Annotated in this window: 27 protein-coding genes and 4 pseudogenes; 15 read left to right on the forward strand and 16 right to left on the reverse strand. The window is 60.2% G+C overall.

Annotated features, from left to right (window positions below; translation table 11 throughout):
- Positions 1-2: 2 nt before the first annotated feature.
- From EN818_RS27575 to EN818_RS32900, 5 genes are all read left to right on the forward strand, one after another.
- Positions 3-782 (forward strand): ABC transporter ATP-binding protein, encoded by a 780-nt coding sequence (locus EN818_RS27575; RefSeq protein WP_135906026.1) that lies wholly within the window; start codon positions 3-5, stop codon positions 780-782.
- Positions 779-1,501, forward strand: a complete 723-nt coding sequence (locus EN818_RS27580; RefSeq protein WP_135906027.1) for an ABC transporter ATP-binding protein — start codon at positions 779-781, stop codon at positions 1,499-1,501. Before EN818_RS27575 ends, EN818_RS27580 begins: the two co-directional genes overlap by 4 nt.
- 11 nt (positions 1,502-1,512) lie before the next feature.
- Complete coding sequence (locus EN818_RS27585; RefSeq protein WP_135906028.1) at positions 1,513-2,259, forward strand: aspartate/glutamate racemase family protein; 747 nt, start codon at positions 1,513-1,515, stop codon at positions 2,257-2,259.
- Between the two features lie 107 nt (positions 2,260-2,366).
- Positions 2,367-3,074 carry a GntR family transcriptional regulator gene (locus EN818_RS27590; RefSeq protein WP_135906029.1) on the forward strand — a complete coding sequence of 236 codons (708 nt, stop codon included), beginning with the start codon at positions 2,367-2,369 and terminating at the stop codon, positions 3,072-3,074.
- Positions 3,075-3,702: 628 nt separating this feature from the next.
- Entirely contained in the window at positions 3,703-3,864 is a 162-nt protein-coding gene (locus EN818_RS32900) for a hypothetical protein (RefSeq protein WP_189523861.1), read from the forward strand.
- 421 nt (positions 3,865-4,285) lie between these two features.
- Here EN818_RS32900 and EN818_RS32905 read toward each other — a convergent pair whose 3' ends face one another.
- Both EN818_RS32905 and EN818_RS27600 read right to left on the reverse strand, forming a co-directional pair.
- A complete protein-coding gene (locus EN818_RS32905) occupies positions 4,286-4,459 on the reverse strand; it encodes a hypothetical protein (protein WP_189523862.1) in 174 nt (57 codons plus the stop codon).
- Positions 4,460-5,645: 1,186 nt separating this feature from the next.
- Positions 5,646-5,822 (reverse strand): annotated as a pseudogene (locus EN818_RS27600) (outer membrane beta-barrel protein); the annotation flags it as partial.
- A 34-nt stretch (positions 5,823-5,856) separates the two neighbouring features.
- Here EN818_RS27600 and EN818_RS27605 point away from each other — a divergent pair.
- Positions 5,857-6,053, forward strand: a pseudogene (locus tag EN818_RS27605) (tyrosine-type recombinase/integrase); the annotation flags it as partial.
- On the opposite strand, the gene EN818_RS33845 reads toward EN818_RS27605, so the two are convergent.
- Positions 6,022-6,435, reverse strand: a complete 414-nt coding sequence (locus tag EN818_RS33845) for a site-specific integrase (RefSeq protein ID WP_245518896.1) — start codon at positions 6,433-6,435, stop codon at positions 6,022-6,024. The pseudogene EN818_RS27605 and the gene EN818_RS33845 overlap by 32 nt on opposite strands.
- 439 nt (positions 6,436-6,874) lie before the next feature.
- Here EN818_RS33845 and EN818_RS27615 point away from each other — a divergent pair, with 439 nt between their 5' ends.
- From EN818_RS27615 to EN818_RS27625, 3 genes are all read left to right on the forward strand, one after another.
- Positions 6,875-7,132, forward strand: coding sequence for a hypothetical protein (locus EN818_RS27615; RefSeq protein WP_135906032.1), 258 nt, complete (start codon positions 6,875-6,877; stop codon positions 7,130-7,132).
- Between the two features lie 386 nt (positions 7,133-7,518).
- Positions 7,519-7,926, forward strand: coding sequence for a hypothetical protein (locus tag EN818_RS27620; protein ID WP_135906033.1), 408 nt, complete (start codon positions 7,519-7,521; stop codon positions 7,924-7,926).
- Between the two features lie 80 nt (positions 7,927-8,006).
- On the forward strand, positions 8,007-8,459 hold the full coding sequence (locus EN818_RS27625; protein ID WP_135906034.1) for a MucR family transcriptional regulator: 453 nt from the start codon (positions 8,007-8,009) through the stop codon (positions 8,457-8,459).
- Positions 8,460-8,743: 284 nt separating this feature from the next.
- Here EN818_RS27625 and EN818_RS27630 read toward each other — a convergent pair whose 3' ends face one another.
- Together EN818_RS27630 and EN818_RS27635 are read right to left on the reverse strand one after the other, a co-directional pair.
- Positions 8,744-9,196: a hypothetical protein gene (locus EN818_RS27630; RefSeq protein ID WP_135906035.1), complete on the reverse strand. Its 453-nt coding sequence runs from the start codon at positions 9,194-9,196 to the stop codon at positions 8,744-8,746.
- Positions 9,197-9,836: 640 nt separating this feature from the next.
- Positions 9,837-10,262: a hypothetical protein gene (locus tag EN818_RS27635; RefSeq protein ID WP_135906036.1), complete on the reverse strand. Its 426-nt coding sequence runs from the start codon at positions 10,260-10,262 to the stop codon at positions 9,837-9,839.
- Between the two features lie 414 nt (positions 10,263-10,676).
- Here EN818_RS27635 and EN818_RS27645 point away from each other — a divergent pair, with 414 nt between their 5' ends.
- The 3 genes from EN818_RS27645 to EN818_RS33850 all read left to right on the forward strand — a co-directional run bounded on the left by EN818_RS27645 (position 10,677) and on the right by EN818_RS33850 (position 11,608).
- Positions 10,677-10,871, forward strand: a complete 195-nt coding sequence (locus EN818_RS27645; protein WP_135906038.1) for a hypothetical protein — start codon at positions 10,677-10,679, stop codon at positions 10,869-10,871.
- A 200-nt stretch (positions 10,872-11,071) separates the two neighbouring features.
- Positions 11,072-11,281, forward strand: coding sequence for a cold-shock protein (locus tag EN818_RS27650; protein ID WP_135906039.1), 210 nt, complete (start codon positions 11,072-11,074; stop codon positions 11,279-11,281).
- Positions 11,282-11,389: 108 nt separating this feature from the next.
- Positions 11,390-11,608: a hypothetical protein gene (locus tag EN818_RS33850; protein WP_135906040.1), complete on the forward strand. Its 219-nt coding sequence runs from the start codon at positions 11,390-11,392 to the stop codon at positions 11,606-11,608.
- 32 nt (positions 11,609-11,640) lie between these two features.
- Here EN818_RS33850 and EN818_RS27660 read toward each other — a convergent pair whose 3' ends face one another.
- From EN818_RS27660 to EN818_RS33860, 7 genes and pseudogenes are all read right to left on the reverse strand, one after another.
- On the reverse strand, positions 11,641-11,868 hold the full coding sequence (locus tag EN818_RS27660; RefSeq protein ID WP_135906041.1) for a DUF768 domain-containing protein: 228 nt from the start codon (positions 11,866-11,868) through the stop codon (positions 11,641-11,643).
- Complete coding sequence (locus EN818_RS32910; RefSeq protein WP_189523863.1) at positions 11,865-12,041, reverse strand: hypothetical protein; 177 nt, start codon at positions 12,039-12,041, stop codon at positions 11,865-11,867. The genes EN818_RS27660 and EN818_RS32910 overlap by 4 nt, the downstream gene beginning before the upstream one ends.
- Before the next feature lie 215 nt (positions 12,042-12,256).
- Positions 12,257-12,457 (reverse strand): hypothetical protein, encoded by a 201-nt coding sequence (locus EN818_RS27665; protein ID WP_135906042.1) that lies wholly within the window; start codon positions 12,455-12,457, stop codon positions 12,257-12,259.
- 25 nt (positions 12,458-12,482) lie between these two features.
- A complete protein-coding gene (locus tag EN818_RS33855; RefSeq protein ID WP_245518897.1) occupies positions 12,483-12,725 on the reverse strand; it encodes a hypothetical protein in 243 nt (80 codons plus the stop codon).
- Between the two features lie 59 nt (positions 12,726-12,784).
- Positions 12,785-12,892 (reverse strand): annotated as a pseudogene (locus EN818_RS34500) (DNA ligase); the annotation flags it as partial.
- A gap of 494 nt (positions 12,893-13,386) precedes the next feature.
- A complete protein-coding gene (locus tag EN818_RS27680) occupies positions 13,387-13,590 on the reverse strand; it encodes a KTSC domain-containing protein (protein ID WP_129553601.1) in 204 nt (67 codons plus the stop codon).
- A 141-nt stretch (positions 13,591-13,731) separates the two neighbouring features.
- Complete coding sequence (locus tag EN818_RS33860) at positions 13,732-13,956, reverse strand: hypothetical protein (protein ID WP_245518898.1); 225 nt, start codon at positions 13,954-13,956, stop codon at positions 13,732-13,734.
- Between EN818_RS33860 and EN818_RS33865 the strand changes: the two genes are divergently transcribed.
- Complete coding sequence (locus EN818_RS33865) at positions 13,940-14,506, forward strand: thermonuclease family protein (RefSeq protein ID WP_245518899.1); 567 nt, start codon at positions 13,940-13,942, stop codon at positions 14,504-14,506. The genes EN818_RS33860 and EN818_RS33865 overlap by 17 nt on opposite strands.
- 72 nt (positions 14,507-14,578) lie before the next feature.
- Here the strand turns inward: EN818_RS33865 and EN818_RS33870 are convergent.
- A pseudogene (locus EN818_RS33870) lies at positions 14,579-14,781 on the reverse strand (IS3 family transposase); the annotation flags it as partial.
- A gap of 402 nt (positions 14,782-15,183) precedes the next feature.
- Here EN818_RS33870 and EN818_RS27695 point away from each other — a divergent pair.
- A complete protein-coding gene (locus EN818_RS27695) occupies positions 15,184-15,825 on the forward strand; it encodes a peroxiredoxin-like family protein (protein ID WP_135906057.1) in 642 nt (213 codons plus the stop codon).
- Positions 15,826-17,850: 2,025 nt separating this feature from the next.
- On the opposite strand, the gene EN818_RS27705 is transcribed toward EN818_RS27695, so the two are convergent.
- Together EN818_RS27705 and EN818_RS33875 are read right to left on the reverse strand one after the other, a co-directional pair.
- Complete coding sequence (locus EN818_RS27705; protein ID WP_129553318.1) at positions 17,851-18,423, reverse strand: DUF1003 domain-containing protein; 573 nt, start codon at positions 18,421-18,423, stop codon at positions 17,851-17,853.
- 197 nt (positions 18,424-18,620) lie between these two features.
- Positions 18,621-18,923 (reverse strand): hypothetical protein, encoded by a 303-nt coding sequence (locus EN818_RS33875; RefSeq protein ID WP_245521427.1) that lies wholly within the window; start codon positions 18,921-18,923, stop codon positions 18,621-18,623.
- Positions 18,924-18,971: 48 nt separating this feature from the next.
- Between EN818_RS33875 and EN818_RS27710 the strand changes: the two genes are divergently transcribed.
- The gene (locus tag EN818_RS27710; RefSeq protein ID WP_245518901.1) at positions 18,972-19,859 is read left to right on the forward strand and encodes a beta-glucosidase; all 888 of its coding nucleotides are present in this window, start codon (positions 18,972-18,974) and stop codon (positions 19,857-19,859) included.
- On the opposite strand, the gene glf is transcribed toward EN818_RS27710, so the two are convergent.
- A complete protein-coding gene (glf, locus tag EN818_RS27715; protein ID WP_135906058.1) occupies positions 19,840-21,033 on the reverse strand; it encodes a UDP-galactopyranose mutase in 1,194 nt (397 codons plus the stop codon). The genes EN818_RS27710 and glf overlap by 20 nt on opposite strands.

The following is a 21,033-nucleotide window of genomic DNA, read 5'->3' on the forward strand; positions in this document are numbered from 1 at the left end:
CCGTGGCCGAAATGCTCGAAGTTTCCGGCATCACCAAGCGCTTCGGCGGTCTCGTCGCGGTCAACAACGTCTCCTTCGCGGTCCGCGAGAAGGAGATCCTGTCGGTGATCGGTCCGAACGGCGCCGGCAAGTCGACTCTGTTCAAGCTGATCTCGTCCTTCCTCAGGCCGAGCTCAGGCGAAGTGCGGCTGAAGGGCGAGCGCATCTCCGGCCTTGCGCCGCATATCGCCGCCCGCAAGGGCGTCGTCCGAACCTTCCAGGAGACGACGATCTTCAGGAACATGAGTGTGCGTGACAACGTCGTCATCGCCCATCATCTTCGATCGAAGGCGAGCCTCTTCGGTTTTTTCGTTGGCACCGGCACCGCCAAGGCCGATGATGCGGCCTTTGGCCAATCCGCCGACGAGATCCTGGCGCTGCTCGGCCTGGCCTCGCTTGCCGGTGAGATCGCCCGCAACTTGCCACATGGCCATTTGCGCGCGCTGGGCATTGCCATCGGCCTTGCCACCAATCCCTCGATACTGCTGCTTGACGAGCCCTTCGCCGGCATGAATCACGAGGAGACGATGCGGATGGTGGCGATGGTGCGGCGCCTGCGCGATCTCGGCCTCACCATCCTGCTCGTCGAGCACGACATGCCGGCCGTGATGAAGATCTCGGACCGCATCGTGGTGCTCAATTTCGGGCAGAAGATCGCCGAGGGAACGCCATCGGACATCCAGGCCAACGAGAAGGTCATCGAAGCCTATCTCGGCAGCGAAGACGAGGCGATCGGGCTATGAACCAGATCCTGAACTTCGCCGGCGTCGAACTCTATTACGATCACGTCTACGCGCTGAAGGGCGTATCCCTTGAGGTCAACGAAGGCGAGACGGTCGCGCTGATCGGCGCCAACGGCGCCGGTAAGTCGTCAATCCTTCGCGCCATCACGGGCCTCAACCGGATCAGGTCTGGCGAGATCCACTATCACGGCAAGCGCATCGACGGCGCCGCCCCAGACGAGATCGTCAAGATGGGCATCGCGATGGTGCCCGAAGGGCGCCGCGTCTTTCCCTATATGACGGTCAGGGACAATCTCCTAATGGGCGCCTTCACGCGCTCCAGCAATGCAGAAATCGCGGCGTCGATGGAAATGGTGCTCGGGCGTTTCCCCAGGCTGAAGGAACGTTTCTCGCAGGCCGCCGGCACCATGAGCGGCGGCGAGCAGCAGATGCTGGTCATCGGACGCGCGCTAATGGCGAAGCCGAAGCTCCTGCTGCTTGACGAGCCCTCGCTCGGCGTCGCGCCGAAACTTGTCCAGGACATTGCCCGCTCCATCGTCGCCATCAACCGCGACGAGAAGGTCAGCGTTCTCCTGGTCGAGCAGAATTCGCGCATGGCGCTGCGCATCTCGCAGCGCGCGTACGCGCTTACCACCGGCAGCATCGCGCTGAGCGGAAACTCCGCCGAATTGCTGGCCGACGACCGGGTCAAGCGTCTTTATCTCGGCGGCGAGATCTGAGGCTGATTTTAATGCGCATACTCGTCATCAACCCCAACACCACCGCATCGATGACCGCCAAGATCGGCAAGGCGGCCGAGAGCGTTGCGTCCTCGGGCACCGAAATCATCGCCGTCAACCCGGTCGATGGTCCGCCGAGTATTGAGGGCTATTTCGACGAGGTCTTCGCCATTCCAGGCATCATCGATGAAATGGGCAAGGCGCCGGCAGCGGACGCCTATGTTATCGCCTGCTTCGACGACACCGGGCTCGATGCCGCACGTTGCACTAGCGAAGCTCCTGTCATCGGCATCGGCGAGGCGGCCTTCCATCTCGCCAGCCTCGTCGCCGGCAAGTTCAGTGTTGTCACAACACTCGCCCGCTCGGTCCCTGCAATCGAGCATAATTTGGCAAAATACGGCCTTGCCTCGCGCTGCGCCAAAGTGCGCTCGTCGGAGGTCGCCGTGCTCGACCTCGAACAGCCTGGCTCGAACGCGAGGCACAAGATCTCGCAGGAGATCGCGCGCGCCATCCGCGACGATCGCGCCGAGGCGATCGTCCTTGGCTGCGCCGGCATGGCTGACCTCGCGCACAGCCTGTCCGAAGAGCATGCAGTTCCGGTGCTTGACGGCGTCGTCTGCGCAGTCACTCTGGCCGAGGGCCTGTTCAAGGTCGGCTTGAGGACATCGAAGATTGGCGGCTACGCGGCTCCTCGAGGCAAGCGCTTCGCGGGCATCTTTGCTTCGGCGTCGCCGTTGGGCGCCGGGTCGTCCCGCTAGCGCGGGAGATGGGATCCCTAGGCATTGACCAGGGCGCAAGCGCGATTAGATTGAACCGCTGCTGGCGATTTGCGGGCAGAAAGGGCCGAGTCGGCCGCATCGAGAGCATGTTGACGGTACTCTGGGACGTAGATCGCCACGACAGGCCGGCAGCGCGCTGGGCACCAATCTATTATGGGCTGAGGGACGCCATCGTCAGCCATCGGCTCGCGCCGGGCACCAAGCTGCCGGAAGACGAACTGGCCTCGATCTATTCGGTGAGCCGCACCGTCATTCGCGCCGCCCTGCAGGCGCTGGCGCATGACCGGCTCGCGCGACTCGAGCCCAATCGCGGTGCCTTCGTCGCGCAGCCGTCGAAGATCGAAGCTCGGGAGGTGTTCGAGGCTCGGGCGCTGATCGAGCCGAAAGTGGCGGCGCTTGCCGCGAAGGCGGCCGGGCCGTCCGACATCGCGCAATTGCGGGCACATCTGGAAAAGGAGCACGACGCGCTGCATGCCGGCCGCGACAGCGACGCCATCATGCTGTCGGCGCGCTTTCATGTCGGCATTGCCGAGATCGCCGCACATTCGATCTTTACCAATTTCGTCCGCGACCTCGTCTCGCACTCTTCGCTGATCATTGCGCTCTACTGGAAGCGCCGCGACGCAACCTGCGAAAAGCACGCTCATCACGCGCTGGTCGATGCGATCGAGGCCGGCGACAGTGCCGACGCCTCGGTCCTGATGAACAGCCATCTGGTCGACCTGCTGTCGGGGCTGGATCTCACCGACAAGGTGGAACAGTCGGACAATCTTGCGGATCTACTTCGTTCGTAACGGAGCTGGTGCCGATGCCGAACCGCCCTAGTACAATACACGAGATTTCAGACCAGGAATATCTGGATTGGACTTCGTGCCTTCAATCACTTCAAGATGCTTACGCGCTCACCATTTCACTTAGTTTCAGAAGATTTGGGAGCGCGTGCCTCCGCGGTGACGGACTTCAGGTCAGATTTGCTTGCCATGCGACAACTTACGCACATCACGACTGCATTTTACAGTTACCTTTTGCGGGGAAGGGTCCGCGCTGCCAAGAATATACTGGTGCCACGTCATTCGCGACGTTCTGTCAGAGAGGCGATAGCCAAGTGAACATTGCCGAACATCGGATCAAGCGCTCTCTCGTATTCTTCCTTGTGCGGGGATGCACAGGGTAACAAGACCGGGCCTTTCGGGATGAGCGAGGCGAACCCGCATGATGTTCCTTGTTTCATGGACCTGCAATACGTTAGAATGCGCTAATAGATAGCCCGCTGCCGTGAGGGCCGGCAACGGGCTGTCGAAACGCGGCGGCTGCAACTGAGGGATCAACCGCCTGTCCTTACAATGAGGCGCACAAGATTATGTTCCGTGATCATGGAACCTTGCCCTGAGGGCATCGTTGGGGCGCCTTAGGGACAAGCTGATGACCAAGAACGACAGTAACCCTGCCCTGGAGGAGTATGTCCGGCTGCTGGTCGAAAAGACGGGCATTACGGAAGCGCAGGCGGTTGAGCTTATCTACTTGCTCGGCTTGAATTGGTCATCCCTCGTTCGGGAAGCGAAGGCGATTAAGAAGGATCGATAGACGGTCGTCCCAGCGTTCGATGACCTACGCCGCAGCGACTGGTGCGGACTGTTTTGCATGCCTGGCCGGAACATAGGTGGCCCGGCCCGCTTATCGTAGTGTGACACAGGATTGGCAGGCCGGGCAAACCCCGACGTTGGGGTCGGGGGTAGGTCGATCCTACGAAAGCCCGCCGTCTCGAAGGAGAGAACGACGGGCTTTTTGCTTAGGGAGCGGCAGGGGGACGGGCCGCTCGGACCTAATAACCCGCATGAGGCTCATCAGTTCCTGCTAATTTGCCGGGTCCGCAAAAAATGCCGTCGCCATCGACCCGGGTGGTCCGACGCGGCCATTTCACTAATCATTCACGATATTAGCCCAAGCTAATGCTCGGACATGCTGGTACTGAGTACATGACCTGATAGCCCCGGCGCCGATCTCCTCAGCGCTGGGGCTTTTCATTCCGCACAATCCAATTCAGCAATTCGGGATCGACAGTTTGCGAGCCCGTAAATTCCTGGATCAGTTTAGCGGCGTGAACCGGCCACTCGCTTTCCGGTAGGTTGCTTTCGCGGATTTCGGTGTGGAGTGCCGATCGGATGATTTCGACATCCATGGCCGATAAGACTTCGAGTTCGCCATTGCACCCTCAAACGCGCAGGGCGAAGCCATTCCCACGCCACGGCAATTATATCGCTGCACGACCTAATCCGCGAGTCGCTTTTGTGAAGGAAAAGCCCGTCGCTATATGAGCTGAAGCGACGGGCCTCCATGCTGCCATGAGACGGCTACACCCCAAGGGGATCGACCGCCTGTCTGGTTAAGCGTGGGGCTACGGAATTGTTCCACAATGGCACAGCAGGTGCTCTGCATTTCTCTTCGCTTCAAACCCGTTCGGTGAGACAATCGGCTCTTGGGCTAAGGGCGGCAGCAATGCCAACGTCGCGCTCCAGTGGCGTCTACGAACCCGCTGACCTGGCGTTACTGCAGCGGGTCTTTGATCGGCTGTGCCAAGAGCGCCGTCTGGCCAAAAAAGACAGGGAACAGCGGGAGCAACTGGCTGCGGAAGTGATCCACGTCTTCAGCGAGGGAATAACAGGGGAGATGGACCTGTGGCGGGCCATTTCCAGGCGGACGAGGTTTAAGCGGCGGTTGCGGTCTCCTTAAATGCGCGTCACCGTTTGGAGACCTAGACGCACCCTCTGGCTTTCGGCGTAGTTCTCGGCGTGTCGCTCGTCTCCGAATGAGCGGCTGACCAGATGCTGGCCAATTTGCTCGACCAGAACGTGCCACTCGTCGTCAATTTGGGTTATCGAAATAGCGTTTCGGTCGAGCTGTAGCCTATACGGATCTCGCTGCAGCTCGGTTTCAATGAGCAATTGCCTCGAACGCTCTATACATGCCCTTGATACATGCCCTTGCGACAGCGAGCACGCTCCGGTCGTGCTCAGTTTGGCGCGGGCGCGGGATTTGGGGATCGTTGGCATAGTTCGCCTCCGGTCTTAAGTTCAGACGGGAGCGCGGTCGCTGTCTCTCAGCCGCAAGCGTCCATTAGGCTGTGCCGACGATGTAGAATAATATAGGGCATAGCGTCTCGGTTGCAACGTCGGAACAGAAGCCCGACGTGAGCTCATCGGGAACAAGGTGGCAGCCGTCTCAGCTTCCTTCCACACTGAAACCCTGCACCGAGGCATGGCGGAGAATATGTTCGCCCCCGGAGGAACTTCACCCGACCGGTGATGCCCGGCTTCGCCCATTGCGTTGCGCAAAGAAAAAGCCCGTCGCGGTTTTGCGCGAGAGGACTAGAATTTGTAGGCGATGCCCAGCCGAACTTCGTTGGTCTTCAGATCGACATCAGCATTGACCGGATCACCAAACGATTCTGAACCGAAGTCAGTATAGCGATACTCGGCGCGCAGCAGCAGATTGTCGGTCATAGCGTAGTCCAAGCCCGCGCCTATCGTCCATCCTGTGAACGTATCTCCGAACGATGGTCCACCGGCATTGCTGCTTACGCTGCGTCACAGCTTCGCCACCCACCTGCTGGAGGACGGCACCGACATCCGGATCATCCAGGTCCTGTTCGGGAACGCCAAGCTAAATAGCACCGCCTTCTACACCAAGGTTGCAACCCGCACGGTGCGCACCGTCACGAGCCGCTCGACAAGCTTGGCCTCTTCAGGCCGGAAGAGATCTCACCCGACGGCTGAGCGTGCGCGCCTCGATCGAGGTCGCCGACGATGTGGTGCCGTTGAGCAGCCGGGCGACCTCGTCGCGGCTGAGCACCACCGGCAGCTTGCGTGGGTGCGACAGTCGGACGAGCTTGCGCGCCAGATCGGGACGATCGACCGTATGCGTGAAGAAGAAGCGCAGCGCCGACACGATGCTGTTCATCGTCGGCACGGGAACACCGTCGTCCTGCTGCTCGATCTGGAACCGGCGCAGGTCGTCGGTCGCTGTATCCGGCGACCGGCCGAGGAACGTCGCCAGGCGTCCGGCCGGGAGCGTTGGTGCGACCGGCCCGGTTGGTGCGACCGGCCCGGCAGGAGTCGGCGACTTCACCGGACCCGCCGCCTCAGCGGCGGACAACATCGCTACCTTCGCCGGCACGACGGGCAAAGTTGGCAAGGACAGCGGCGTCGCGGTGTCCAGCCTCGCTCCGATCAACAACGCGGTCTTCACAGGTACATTCACGCCGCCGGACGCAACATTGCCCCTGCAAGCTTAGCAACGGCGCGCAGTCAGCGTTCTCGGCCGATCGGCTAATTCCGCCGGAGCGCGCCCACATCGCGGCTGCTGCCGACGACACAATTCCTCGGCGTGTTTCGGGGGCGTTAAGCTTTGGGCAGTTGACCGCCGGCATGGTCCCGGCCGGTTTGATCACCTATTCCATCCTCGGCTCCGGCGCCATCGCATCTAACAGCGAATTCCAGCTTGGCACGGGCAGCAAGCTTTTGACTGCATCGGCGCTCAAAGCCACGGTGGCTTATCAGGCGCTTGCGGACGCGGCGACCATCTCTGGGATATATCGTTGGGCGATAACGGCTCGGTGGCGCTGGCCGGCAATCGCACCCTGGGAAACCCGACCAACGCCAATCCGCTCTTCGGATTTGTCCTGAAGGTCACCGCCACGACTACCTCTCGCACGCTGGCGCTGAGCGCCAATTTCGTGGCGGCGACCGGCGTCGAGGCGTTCCCGATCACCATCGGTACCACGGAAACCGTCTTCCTCGTCGGCTTCGTCGACACGGGCACCCGGCTCGTCATCACCGGCGTCATTCGCACTTAGGGGACGCTGGCGTGATCGACTTCGCTCCACCGCCGCTGTGGCTGCCGCCAAGGCCTGCCATCATTCGCTCGGCTCACAATCTGCATCGCCAAAGATTGCCACGCTGCCGGGGATCGCACCGCCTTTGATCGGCGGAGCGCCGGCCGCCGTTCCTGGTCGCCGAGGTCTATCAGGGAATCACTACGCATACAAACGAGGGCCAGACCGTCACTTTTACCGGCATCGCCTTCGGCACTGCGGCTGCCAACCGGTACATCTTCATCATCGTACCGTATTACCACGGCACGACAACTGCCCGCACCGTTAGCTCGGCGACGATCGGAGGCTTTGCTGCCAAAATCCACGGCAACTCGACCGAGGCGGGCGGCATTTACGGCGGCGTCGCCTTGATCAGTGCACTGGTCCCGACCGGCACCTCCGGCGCGGTGAACATCACGTTCAACTCGAGTGGTGCTGGCTACTATCGCCCGCGCATCGCTGTTTACGCGGTCACCAACCTGCAATCGACCACTCCGTACGACCTGCAGATTACAACCGGCACGCCGACAGGCGCTCCGAAGACCTTCACCGGCAACCAGGTCAAAGACGGAGTTCTGTTTTTCGGGTCGACTGTTTGCGGCAACTCGACGACCCGCACCATGAGCGGCATCTCTACAGACTTTTCCGTCAGTCCGGTGAGCTTGGTTCAGTACATCGGGGGCGCAGACGCTACCAGCACCACTGGGACGACCAGCATCACGGTCACGGGTGGCACTTCAGGCCAGTGGGCGGCGATCGTTGCAGCTTTTCGGTAGCGTTCCCGCGGCGTTGCCTTGGGGCGAAAAACTCGGCTAAGAGACTTCCGCTATTGCCCGGAGCGATAAGGAGTCTATGCATGCCGGAAGAGACGGAAAACAATCGAGTCCAGTTGATCGAGCTCACCGCGGACATCGTGTCCGCCTACGTCAGCAAGAACGCGGTCCCGGTTGCGTCTCTTCCCGAGATCATCGAAAGCGTTAATTTGTCGCTGTCGAAGATCGGAGGATTGGCCGAGCCCGAGACGCCAGCCCAGGCTCCCGCTGTCAATCCGAAGCGATCGGTCTTCCCCGACTACATCATCTGCCTCGAGGATGGCAAAAAATTCAAATCGCTGAAGCGCCATCTCAGCGTGGATTTCGGACTCACGCCCGAAGAGTACCGCGAGAAGTGGGGGCTGAAGCCGGACTATCCGATGGTGGCGCCGAACTACGCCGCCCAGCGGTCGACGTTGGCCAAGGCGGCTGGGCTCGGCCGGAATCCCGCGACAAAGCCTGGGAAGAGCACAGGCAAGCGGAAGACTAGGGCTTAAGCCGGCTCTTGCCGGGGATTGGTTGTGATCATGCGGCGTCTCCAAGTTCGGCACAAGTTTTGAAGACGGAAGCCCGGCTTGCGAATAGCAAGCCGGGCTGTCCTGTTGACTGATGGGCGGAGGGCTTGGGGTTTACCAGCCGGCGCGATCGGAGAGTGTCTGATTTGCCATTTGGTTCACAATCGGCAGAGGTCCGGGATCGCCAAGCGCATTGGTCCGAATAACTGAAAGATATAGCCCCGTATTCCGCTGGGACAGTCTGCCTTGATGACAACCGCACTCGTTCAAGAACTCTTTCGCGAGTAGGGCGGTCTCTCCGGCGTCTCGGCAATGTACTTGGTGAATGCCTGCTCCAGCTCGGCTACCGCCTCATCCTTTGTGTTCGCCTGGCCGCGCTGCCGGCCATGGCCGCGCCAGCGCTTGTCGTGTGTCGCGATCGACCAACGCCAGGAACCGGCGCCCGGGCCATGCCGCTCGCCCTGAATGCGGCCGACATCAGAGCCAAGGAATGTCGCTACGAAGTCTTGCGGTGCTATCTGACCGCCGATGATGGTTCGGCCCCAGTCGAGCCACAGGCGAGCCCCACGATCGCGAACAAACCGCACAGCCTCGACGATAGTATCGAAGCTACGCATCGGACCGCTCTCGTCGGCCACCTGGTAGCGGTCGTCGGCTTTGCTGATTCTTAGACGATGGGGCAACATTCCGATGATATAGGCGTCCGCCAGGCGGAACATAGGCGGCCCGGCCGGCTTAATCGTTGTGTGACACAGGATCCGCGGGCCGGGCCTACCCCACGGTTGCGAGTGGGGTAGGTCCATACTGCTCTCATGAGCCAGAGCGCGCAACGTCGACTGAAGTCTGACGGCATGGCCAGGAGAGGCATCAAAATAGGCGATGAGGTGGCGATCACTGCCACGGTGCGGCGCCGCGTCACTGAAGATCGGGTCGCGTGTCGATCTCCCCCACCTATGGTTTCCCGCGCTCGATCGTCGACAAGACATCGAAGGTGAAGAAAGGCCAACCATGCCGACTTAGCCCAAAGGGGCAACCGACAGCAGCTGGCTGGGGGGCGGGAGCGAAAACTGTCGGTTGCCGAGCGAGAGAGGCCCATATCGAATCAGTAGGCCCTGCAACGGACTGTGACAGCAGCCCCAGCTCGCGGAAACTCCGTTGTGCATTTCAGCAGTGGAGGAAGACCAACGCCCCGACGACGGCAAGCAAGGCCAGGAAGCCAGCAAGGGGCATCATGCGGACTCCCCGTTGTCGTCATCGGTCTTGCCGCCTGTAAGAACCGCGAGAAGCGGTTTGGCATCCTCATCGATCCGGACAATCATGGTGCCGGCTGGCCAGGGCTTATTCCCACGCGACTGTGACTTATGCGACCTTCAGGTTAATGACGCGCATCACTGCGACCACAGTTCCATTGTTCGTAGCAGCCTCTTTCGTACTGCCCTTGCCGCAGCTCCAAACGTCGCCTTCCTTGGCCGTGAACTTCATATCGCCGGCCGTAACTTCCAGTTCGCCTTCAGTGACCGTGCAGACCATGTCGTCGGTCATCACATCCCCCAGCGGGCTAGTTCCTTTCGGCTGATAAATCACGTCTTCCAGGACGATTTTTTTATACCCCTTGATATGGGAGTCTCGTGTCCCCCGCTCGACTACGCGAACGCCAGGAAAAATCTCCTTGCCCTCAGTCGGGCCATAGGTCTTAGCCGCTACCGGCGTGAACTTTGCGGCCAATAGCGGGGCGGCCAACGAGGTGGCACCAAGGGCGAGAGCATTACGTCGATTCATCTTCATAACATCCTCCCTGAGTTAGTCCGCCCGGTTGAGCGAACCTGCTACCTTACGCGCCCGAGATACCAAATAGTCAAAACACAAATTGGGGTCGCTGGCTGCATCGCTTCGCTCACGAGCTGAAACACGCTGTCGACCTCCTCGTATATCTCTTTGGCGAGCGCTTGGCAGCTGCCAGGAGTTCAACGACAAGGTCGGGAATGGCGGCTGGGTCATCGGCGATAACGTTTGGCAGATGTTCTGCGATCCATCGGTAGCCCGCGCGCTCATGTTGAGGAAAACCAAGCCGCGGTCTTAGGGTGCTTAAATGCTGCATCGCGGCAGCCGGCAGGTCAGGAACATAGACACCATGCCGCCCCGCTGCGGGAACGAGACGTGGTAATCTTGCCACCATGCGTCAGACAAACCGGTGTCGGAATGTATCGCTACGTCGTGGAAATCATGTCTGGAGGGGAGTGCACCTCGGTGGCGTACGCAACCACCACCTCTCCCCAAGCTGCGGCCGAATGGATAACTGGCCGCGATGTGCAAGACCAGCAACAAGAAAGCGAGTGGGTGCGGGTCACCGATCGATCCAATCGGGTTGTCTACAAATTTGCCTTCAAATTCTAATTCGCCACCGAGGGTTAGTAATAATCCGATAGCCTTGCCGTCGATCGGACAAAGCGCTATATCTCTCAAATCGATCTTGCTGAACGAACGTTGTTCTGGCGCAATCTGCGCTCCTACGATCTTCCATCTCAATTTCGAGTTTGCATCGCGCGGCTTTGCCGGGCGAGCATGATTTTGCGTCGATTTGAAAGGAGATCGCAATGACTACTGGAACCGTGAAGTTCTTCAATTCAACGAAGGGTTTCGGCTTTATCGAGCAGGGCAATGGCCAGCCGGACGTGTTCGTTCATATCTCGGCCGTGGAGCGCGCCGGGATGCGTTCTCTCGTTGAAGGCCAGAAAGTTAGCTTTGACGTTGTGAAGGACGCCCGCAACGGCAAAAGCTCGGCCGAGAACCTGCAAGCCGCCTAGTTCACAGCGCCTTTGGGGGCCCTTTGACCACGTATGTACTGGCATTGGCCGCAGAGGCGCGTTTGAGAAGGTCGGGCTCTGCCCGGCCTTTTTTGGTTAAGGAGAAACATGAAATCCCTTCTCGACACCGGCATCTTCAAGCCGTCTCCATCCCGAACTGAAGCCAAGACCGATGCGACGACGCGTGTCGCCCGGCAGATTGTCGATCTCGAAGCGGCGGCAAGGTCCGCCAAGACGGAGCGCTTACGCGCCGCCAGGCTGGCACAGGAACCCCAAGCGTCTGCTCCAAAGAAACCACTCCAGAAGCGAAGAAGTCCCGCGCGGTAGGCTGCATCGCGTAATGATCGCCTGCCAAGGGGTCACTCGGGTTTTTTGACGGTCTCGGTACCGTTGATTGCGGTTAGGATCGCCGCGTAGGCGCTCCCGATTTCCTCTTCGATCTCGTGCTCTGAAATCCCGGCGGTTCTCGCATCGGTGAATAGCTTAGCCGTCAGCCCTGCGACTGAAATGATGTCCGCGCCGACGCTGCCATGCATCACGTTATCGGTGATCCATTTGCTATAGAATTCTGCCCCACGTTCGCTCAATGCCGCGCCTTCAGAAAATGAGCCTCTCGGAGCAGGGAATTCCAATCGGTCCCGATCCGCTGGATCAGTTCGCGGGCTTGTTTTTCGGAAATGTCTGCTTCTCTAGTCAATCGCTTGGCAAGGATAGCAAGCGCGCTTTCATGCAAGCCCTTATTGTCTGTGGGGTCGCTCATGACAACCACCTATCCTTCAAGCGAGGACCCGTTGTGCAGCCTCATTGCACGCGCAGACGGGACATGAGCCTATTTTCCGGCGTCAGAGAGGTCCGTCCGCTTAGTGTGGGCACAGACGACGGACGCTCTCATGCCAGGCGCAGGCAAAGCATCCGTCTGGGCCTACCAACCGGCAGAGCAAAGTTATGTTCCATCGGGGCCGCGAGGAACGCGCGTCAGTTGGAGTTTTTCAGAAAGTGTAGGTGCGCTTCGAGTTGTTCCTGCACAGCCTCAAATTTTTGCAACACCTTCTCCGCTGTTTTTGTCGGGTGGCCGTCGCGCGACAGTTCCTCGATCAGTTCGCGTTGGCGAGCAATGCGTGCCTTGCCTTCACGAACGTGACGCTCCCCCATCTCCAAGTTGGTTTCGGCGTGCATGCCGAAACAAGCCGGGCGAAGGGCTTTAGGTTCCTTCCTCGCTGAAACCCTGCATCGTCGCATGCCGAAGGATGTGCTCGCCGGGGAGGAACTTCACCCTGCCGGTGATGCCTGGCTTGACCCATTCCACGTCATCCGCAAAGGCGCTGGGGACACGCTGGGAAGGCTTCGCTGCCCTGGAGGCCTGGACACGCTGCCACAGCCGTTCCCCCAGGCCGCTGGGCAGCGTGACGGCTGCGGTGCCAGCATAGCGGCCATTGCGTGCCATGATCGCCGCAGCGGGCACGTAAGCGAGCGGAGATCCTGGCCGTCGAGGTGCAGGATGTCGAAAGCCACGAACGCAAGCTGTTCGGCATTCCAGGCCATGCGCGAACGTATGGCGTAAAAGTTCGGCTTGCCATCCGGTTCGGGCGCGATCATCTCGCCATCAAGCATGAAGGACTTCGCCGGAAGCTTTTCCGCCGCGGCCCGATCGGCCAATAGCGCTTGGACCAGTCGAAGCCATTTCGGGAGAAAGCGCGGGCGCCGGCCCAATCGAGGATGATCTGAGTGCGAAACCCGTCGTACTTGATCTCATGCAGCCAGTCGTCGCTGGCTGGTGGCGTCTCGACCTGGAGAGGCTCCAGCGGCCTGATGAACTTCAGCCGCTCGTGGGCCTTACGCATACACGCGCTACTTCGAACCGCCGGATTCAAGCTGTCGAACGCGTTCCGGTTCCTCGTATTTTCAAAAGTCGATGGACTAGAGGTAATGACCAAGCTTTCGGATCTCGGGCCGCCGATCACCGGGACGCGACACGGACGCGAGCCGCAGACGGAGGCGCATCATTTCCACCTCTGCCCAACGTGTGGGCAAGCAGTCGATCGGCGGGACTTGCGGCAAGTCATCTGGCATGAGCGGCCAAAACATGAGCCGCTTGAAATGGACGCCTAATCTGGGATGTGACGGTATCGGAAGCGATTGCGAATATGGTCGTTGAAGAAACGGCCTTTGACGAACGCCGATCGGAACGCCGCATAAGTCTCCGGCGGCACTTCCTCAAACTCGTAGTGCTTGCCGCTGGCCACGAACCAGACCGAGAGAACACGGCTGGCCGGATCGTATTTTGTTTTTCTGATCGATGTGGACGGCATGACAGTATCCCGCTCCTTCTCCAGAGCGTGGGCTGTGAATCAACTTCGAGATGACATTAACGTTCCTTGTCGTCTCATCTGGACACCAGGCGGGGTTTCGGCGCATTCTTCCGTTGGGGAGAGGGGCTTGGACAAATCTCGTTACGACAACCGGTCGGACCAGTGGCGGAAGCGCAGCGGCGCGCGGCGCTCGCGCGCCCTGCGTTGGGCGAGCGTGCCGCGACGGCTGATCTTCGTGACTGTCGCTGCGGCCGGCGCGCTGGCCGCCCAAACCGCCCTACGACACAGCCACAGCCAGCCCTCGGACTTGATCGGCCCGAAGCCCGCGCCGATCGCTGGCGTCGCGTCGGTGATCGACGGCGACACGATCGAAGTCCAGGGCCAGCGGATCCGCTTCAACGGCATCGATGCCCCGGAGAGCAAGCAATACTGCGACGACGCCAAGGGCTTCGAATATCCCTGCGGCCGGCGATCGGCTGCAGCGCTAGATACCTTCTTGGCCGCCTCGAGGCCGGTGCAATGCTCGTTCGTGACCTGGGATCGCTATCATCGCTTCGTCGGCCACTGCCGGCGCGCTGACGGCGCCGGCGTGGCGGCGTGGATGGTCGAGCACGGCCAGGCGGTCGATTGGCCGCGCTACAGCCACGGCGCCTACGCCGCGGAGCAGGCAAAAGCGGAAGCGGCGAAGGTCGGTCTATGGGTCGGGAATTTGAGGCCCCATGGGACTGGCGCACGTCGCATGCCGACGGCGCTGCGCCGGCGAGCGAATCGCTCGGCATCATGCGCCGGCCGTTGGTCGCGCAGAGCGGCTATTCGTGCGAGCCGCGGCGGACGTGCAAGCAGATCAGTTCCTGCGACGATGCCCAATGTATCTGCAGAACTGCTCATGGGGCGGCAAGCTGGATCGCGATGGTGACGGCGTGGCGTGCGAGACACTATGCTGATGAAGGCGGGACTATGGCCTGCTGCCGGTTTTTCGGACACCAGGTTAAGCTAGCATAGCTTGCTCCTCGAACTCGACGGGGCTCAGATAGCCCAGTGTCGAGTGCCTGCGCCGCGGGTTGTAGAAGCGCTCGATGTAATCGAACACATCCGCCCTGGCGTCATCTCTCGTCCTGTAGACCTTGCGGGGTGTGCGTAGACCTTGCGGGGTGTGCGCTCGGTTTTCAGCGACGAGAAGAAGCTCGGGAGGAGCGGCTCGATGATGCGCCATTCGAATTCAGTCAGGTCATACCGGCTCATGCCAAAAATGAATCAGGGCGTGGGCGAATGTGTAAGCCTTAGGTGGGTTCTCGACCCGTTGACGACCTTGGGCGTTGCAGACTTGAACCTCCAAATCGAGGGAACCTGACCTTCAGCGCAAGAGGGTTCGGGAGTGAGCTCGGTGAGGTCTTTCACCACGTTTGGCGGCGACCCGCAGATGCTTTTTCGTGTTATGATGGGCTTGCAACGCGCGTAATCTCGACCTCGCAATATGGCAGAGGTCGAAAGCTATTGCCTTGGCACAGGAAGCTTTTCACCCCAGCACTTGATCGCCTCCGAAACGCTGGGTGTGCTGCTTTCCCTGACTGACCCGGGGCGAGGAGGTTGTCGATGTCCACGAGGAGTGTTGACCGCCCGCTGCAGCCGGGCGACCGGGCACCGAATGTTGTGCTCAATGCGATCTCACGCGAAGGCAAGATCGCGCTCGATGATTTTCGAGGCCGTAGCCCGTTGTTGATCGGTTTGTTCCGAGGCCTGCACTGTCCGTTCTGCCGGCGCCATGTCGCGGCGATGGCGCAACTCAAGCCGGCCCTGCGTGAGAAAGGCGTCGAATGCCTGGCGGTGGTCAATACGCCGGTCGAGCGGGCGCGGCTCTATTTCCGTTACCACCCGGCACCCGATCTTCTCGCCGCATCCGACCCGGAGCGGGCCTCGCACCGTGCTTTCGGCTTGCGCGAGGTCGGGATGGACACGGTCATGGCGATACGGATACATCTCCCGGGCGAGTTGCCCAAGCCTATGGACGTCATGGCAATGGACGAGTTTCTTAACAAGAAGGAAGGATATGAGATGACGGAAGCCGATCAGCAGGCGATGGCTTCCGGCTCGGGGCAGCTTGTCGGTCAGTTCCTAATCGACCGGGCGGGCATCGTACGCTGGAACTTCACTGAAGTTCTGGAGGATGGCCTCAACACCTTCAGAGCGCCGAATCCCGAGGAGTTGATGTCGGCTGCTTCCCAAGTTGCACATTAATAGGCTGCGGAAATGGGCTGCTGAAAACTCGCTCGACGGCCACCGTCCTGTGGTTTGGATTTAACGATCATCGAAATGCTCAGCGCGGGAGGCTAAGAGTCTGCCCGTGGGCTTCGTAGCGATTTCGATTCAAGGTCTGCGGACCGCCCCGATGCTAGAGTGAGCAAGCCGCATAGGCGGGGCGACGTCCGCTCCTTGCCGCAATCACGTCGTTCCGACAGGGGCGCGCATACGGCAAGTTTCCACCCATTCGAGACGTTGTCCGTTTATGGGTTCACGACGCCTCGCAGCCGAGCGCGAGCCTCGAAGCTGCCAATCCGCTTCTGACCCAAGACAGCCGCGCTCGCACCCTTATGGTCAACACGGGTTCATCGACCCCTTTTGTAGGATGAAGAGACACCATGGAATACTAGTCCTCCTCCTGGTCGTTAGGTTCGCCAGACCATACGAGAGAATACGAAGAAAATGGGTTGGCGAACCAACCGCTAACGATGGGCCGAGGCACCACTGACCCGATCAGAAGCTTGTAACGTTCGCGCGGCGAAATACCGGCGAAATCGATACTCACACGGCTCCGCTGACCCGCCGGCTCGCGCTGGGGATTGAGCATTGTCTCCTCCTGGAATTTGGCTGGGCTTTTTTGGGAGCTGGTCACCCCGTTCGAACATACTTGCTCAAGATTGAGCGAACGTCGGGCTCAGCCTGATCGCTGATTTGCGCCCTGGTCTCGAGTGCCTCGAGGTGATGCTCCATCGCATGCATGGCTCGGCTGGGATCGTGCTGCCGTAGGCCTGAATGATTTCTAGGTGCTCGTCCACGCCACACTGATCGGAATGCGGGCGGCTGTACAAGGCCACCATCAGCGAACACCGCGATACGATTTCGCTGACATAGCGCGTCAGGGGCTTCGAGCCCGTTAGTTCCGCAAGCAGAATGTGGAATTCACCGGCCAGCCGTATCGACAGGGGCTCGTTGCCACCCACAGCCTCCCTGAGCGCGAATGAAATCTTCGGCCGCTGAGGCTTGTCTAAGATGAGCCATCAGCCTCGCGTTAACACATGTTATGGCGCCGTCCCGCACCCGCGAGAAAATGCGATTGTCCTGGCTAGGATCCGTGCGTCGCGAGCATGATCAGAGATTCGGGGCAAGAGCCCGTTGTCGTCCAAAATCGCAGAGGCGGCAACGGGCCTTTCGCTATTGGCGGGACCTTGGTCTGCGCCTGCGCTGGAGTCCGGCAACGGGCGACCGGGTGTCGGATCAGGAATGCGAAGTCGACTATTTCGCCAAGCGGCATGGCCTTTCGCCAGGCCCTATCCGAGAGTTGATCCGACAGCACGACAGGCCGCGAGGCGCTTGAGCATGAAGTCAGGAAGCTGCGGGGATGACAAAGCTGTCCGACCTGGTCCCAGTAGGGTCGGACAACGAGCGCATAGCGACGCGCCGCCGATCGGAGCGTCTCAGCTCTACATATGCGACCAGTGCGGCCAGGCTGTCGATCGGAGCGAGCTACGTCAGTCATCTGGCACCAACTGCCTTGCCACGAGCCGCTTGAAATGGAGGCGTGAACGAAGAACCCAAGGAACATTCGGGCCAGGGGTCTTCATTATGGAAGGTGAGGACGTGGCGCTGAAGCAAACACCCGGGAGCCAACTCTGGAGACGTGGCGGCTTCTTGTAAGATCGTCAGCGCCGACACTCTGCCGGCGGCAGCCGCAAAGGCGACAGGCCGCGACGGATAGACGTTCGGAAAAACATTGGGTTCGTGTAACCGACCAGGAGGAACGGGCAGTCTTTGACTTCGCGTTCACGTGACGCCCTAATCGGGCCACTGGTGAGGAACGAGCGACGGCCGCTTTGATGTTGCTGTGACCTGGCACTCGTCGACGACATCAGAATGGCCGAGCGCAATGTACCGAAGGCGAGCGGCACCTGATTCGTCAGCACCAGCTTATAACGGCCCTCGCCAACGCGGGACCAAGCTTCCTTTGTTTCAAAGGCCGGCGGGCACCTTCCACCTGAACACAGCTCAGGTGGGGCTCGCCTGATCGCCCGCCTCCACGATCTTGTCGAGTACGGCTTCAGGCGCCACATCGCGCTTCAACTCCTGCAGTTCCTCGTCTGCTTCTGACGGGACCTTCAGGTGCTTGGCAATTTCTTCCACCATCTTGATCAACTTCGTCGTCTCGTGTTCGTTCAGCAGGCTGACCTGAAGATCAAGATCCGCCCGTGCATCATCTTCGGCAGCCATTCGGTTCTGGGTGATAAGGACAAAGGTGGAGAGAAAGATCGCTTCGACGGATGCGAACATCGCCAGGATCACCAAGGAAGGATCCCAGGCTTGAACGAAGGGGAAGATCCCGGTGTTCAAAGCGATCCAGCCGCCAAACAAAATAAGATGGATGTAGACGAAAATCATGCTGCCGGCGAACTTGCCGATTGCGGCCGCGGCCCGCTGCTCCAGTGATGCTGCTTTCGCCTCGCGCTTCCTGCGCTCTACCAGAGCGTCGATGTTGCGGGCCAAGGCGGGAGCGAGCCCTTCCGCGGCCGGTGTGGTTGGAGTGGCGTTTCCCGGGTCGCCAGCGGAAGCCCTGGGATGCATGGTTCGTTCCTATCGCTAGCTGCCTGTCCTGCCTAACTGCCAACGTCCGATTTCGCTCCAACACTGCGAAAACTTCGCGGGTCCTGCTCCGCTGGCAGCGCAGCCGATGCGATGCGCGACAGGAACAAAGGCGAGGCCACCGGGTTGGGCAACTCTCGTGATGTGAATCGGCGACGCCATGCGGAATGTGAAACCAGTCAGCATACGCAAAATTCAGGATTGCCGGCCGATTGAGAAAGCAATCGACCGGTTCCTGCCGAGATGCAATAAGCGCCGGAACTCGGACAGCCGATAGCCTCCTCATGCAAAATCATGTTGAAAGCACGGTCACATTCGACAGCTTTTTCATGGCCGGATTCGAGTGCTCTTCGCACCGGCGAAAGGATGGCGTGCGCCTCGATCTGTTGCAGGCGACCGGCCATGACATTCATGTCGAGGACGACTATCGGCGCTGCGCCGCTCTTGGACTGAGAACCATTCGCGACGGGCTGCGCTGGCATCTGATCGAAAAGGCGCCGGGGGTGTACGACTGGTCGAATTGGATTTCGATGATCGAAGCGGCCGGTGGGGCCGGTGTTCAGGTCATCTGGGATATCTTTCATTACGGATCCCCCGATCATCTCAACCGGGGCAGCGAAGGGATGATCGAAAGCTATGCATCCTTTGCAGCCGAAGCGGTTCGGCTGCATCGAGCCATGACCGGCAAAGCCGCGCTGGTTTGTCCCATCAACGAGATATCGTTCTTCGCATGGGCAGTCGAAGTCGGCTATTTTCCGCCGGCCGGCCCAAAAAGGAGGGGATGGTTCAAGCGTCATCTGGTCAAGGCCGCCGTTCAGGGCATCCGGGCAATGCGAGAAGCTGACCCCGAATGCCGCTTCATATGGGCCGAACCGCTCATCCATGTGGCGCCGCGAGATCGAAGCCGTCCCGAGATACGCCGCGCCGAGAATGTCCGCTTGGGACAGTTCGAGGCCTACGACATGCTGATGGGGCGCGTTGAGCCGCAACTCGGGGGCAGCGAGGATCTGATCGACGTGATCGGCCTCAACTTCTACCCGCACAATCAATGGTATCTGCACGGGCCGACCATTCCGATGGGGCATCACGAGTACCGGGCGATGTCGGAACTGCTGGTTGAGGTCGCCCATCGGTACAGCAAGCCAATATACATCGCCGAGACCGGCGCCGAAGGCTCCGGCGGGCCGGCCTGGCTCCACTATGTATGCGATGAGGTTCGCGCCGCCATTGGCGAGGGCGCAGCGATCGAAGGGATCTGCCTCTATCCGGTCACGGCATATCCGGGGTGGGACAATTCGCGCCATGCGGAGGTCGGTCTGTTCTCGGTCATTCACGCAGACGGTTCGCGTCGTCTCCGCCAAGCGATGGCCGAGGAACTGGCCAGGCAACGGAGGCTATTCAACCTGGATTCGCGATAAGCGAGCCCTGGGGCTGTTCGGCGATGGGGTGTCGCTTCGCCGGCACGGCCACAGGTGGCACCAGGATGTCACTTGGAATGGCAAGCGTTCTCTGGATACGCCCGAAAGTCGCCAGAGCCTGGCCGACAACCTGATCCATGTTGTAGTAACGATAGGTGGCAAGGCGCCCGACGAACCACACGTCCGGGCAGCTCGCTGCCAGCGCTTCGTACTGCTTGTATAGCGCTTCGTTTTCCGGCCGCGGCACAGGATAATATGGATCGCCCACGTCTGTGGGATATTCGTAGGTCAGGCTTGTCCGGGCATTCTTCTGGCCAGTCAAATGCTTGTACTCGGTTATGCGGGTATAACCCTCCGTTTGCGGGTAGTTGACCACCGCCACCGGCTGGAACTGCTCGCAGTCGACGGTGACATGCTCGAAACGAAGGGAGCGATAAGGCAAACGGCCAAGCCTGCAGTCAAAATATTCGTCGATAGGGCCGGTGTAGATCAAGCGGCGAAATGAGATCCGGTCGCGGATCTCTCGATAGTCGGTCTGCAGCATGATCTTGATGCTGGGATGATTGGTCATGCGCTCGAACATGCGCGCATAGCCGCCGGCGGGCATCATCTGGAAGCGGTCGCCGAAGTAGCGGTCATCGCGGTTCGTCCTGGTTGGAACTCGTGCCGTCACGGATTTGCTCAGCTGCGACGGATCGACCCCCCATTGCTTTCTGGTATAGCCGCGAAAGAACTTCTCGTAGAGTTCGCGTCCGACCGTGCTGACGACGACTTCTTCGGCCGTACGGACTTCTTCGACGGTTTCGCGGCGCGATGCGAAGAACTCCTCCAATTGGCTCGAACTCAGATCGAGCCCGTAGAGCCGGTTGATCGTGTCGAGATTTATGGGAATTGGGAGTAGCTTGCCGTCGACCGCGGCCAGCACCCGATGTTCGTAGGGCCGCCATGTCGTGAATTGTGAAAGATACTCCACGATCGACTCTGCGTTGGTGTGGAATATGTGCGGCCCGTAACGGTGAATGAGGATGCCGTCTTCGTTGTAGCAATCGAACGCGTTGCCACCGACGTGATTGCGACGGTCGATAAGGAGAACGCTTTCCCCCCGTTGCGATGCGATGCGCTCGGCGAGAACGCTGCCGGCGAAACCCGCGCCGACGATCAGCCAGTCGAACAT

The sequence above is a fragment of the Mesorhizobium sp. M3A.F.Ca.ET.175.01.1.1 genome (assembly GCF_004791945.1).
In the GTDB taxonomy this organism is placed as follows: Bacteria; Pseudomonadota; Alphaproteobacteria; order Rhizobiales; family Rhizobiaceae; genus Mesorhizobium.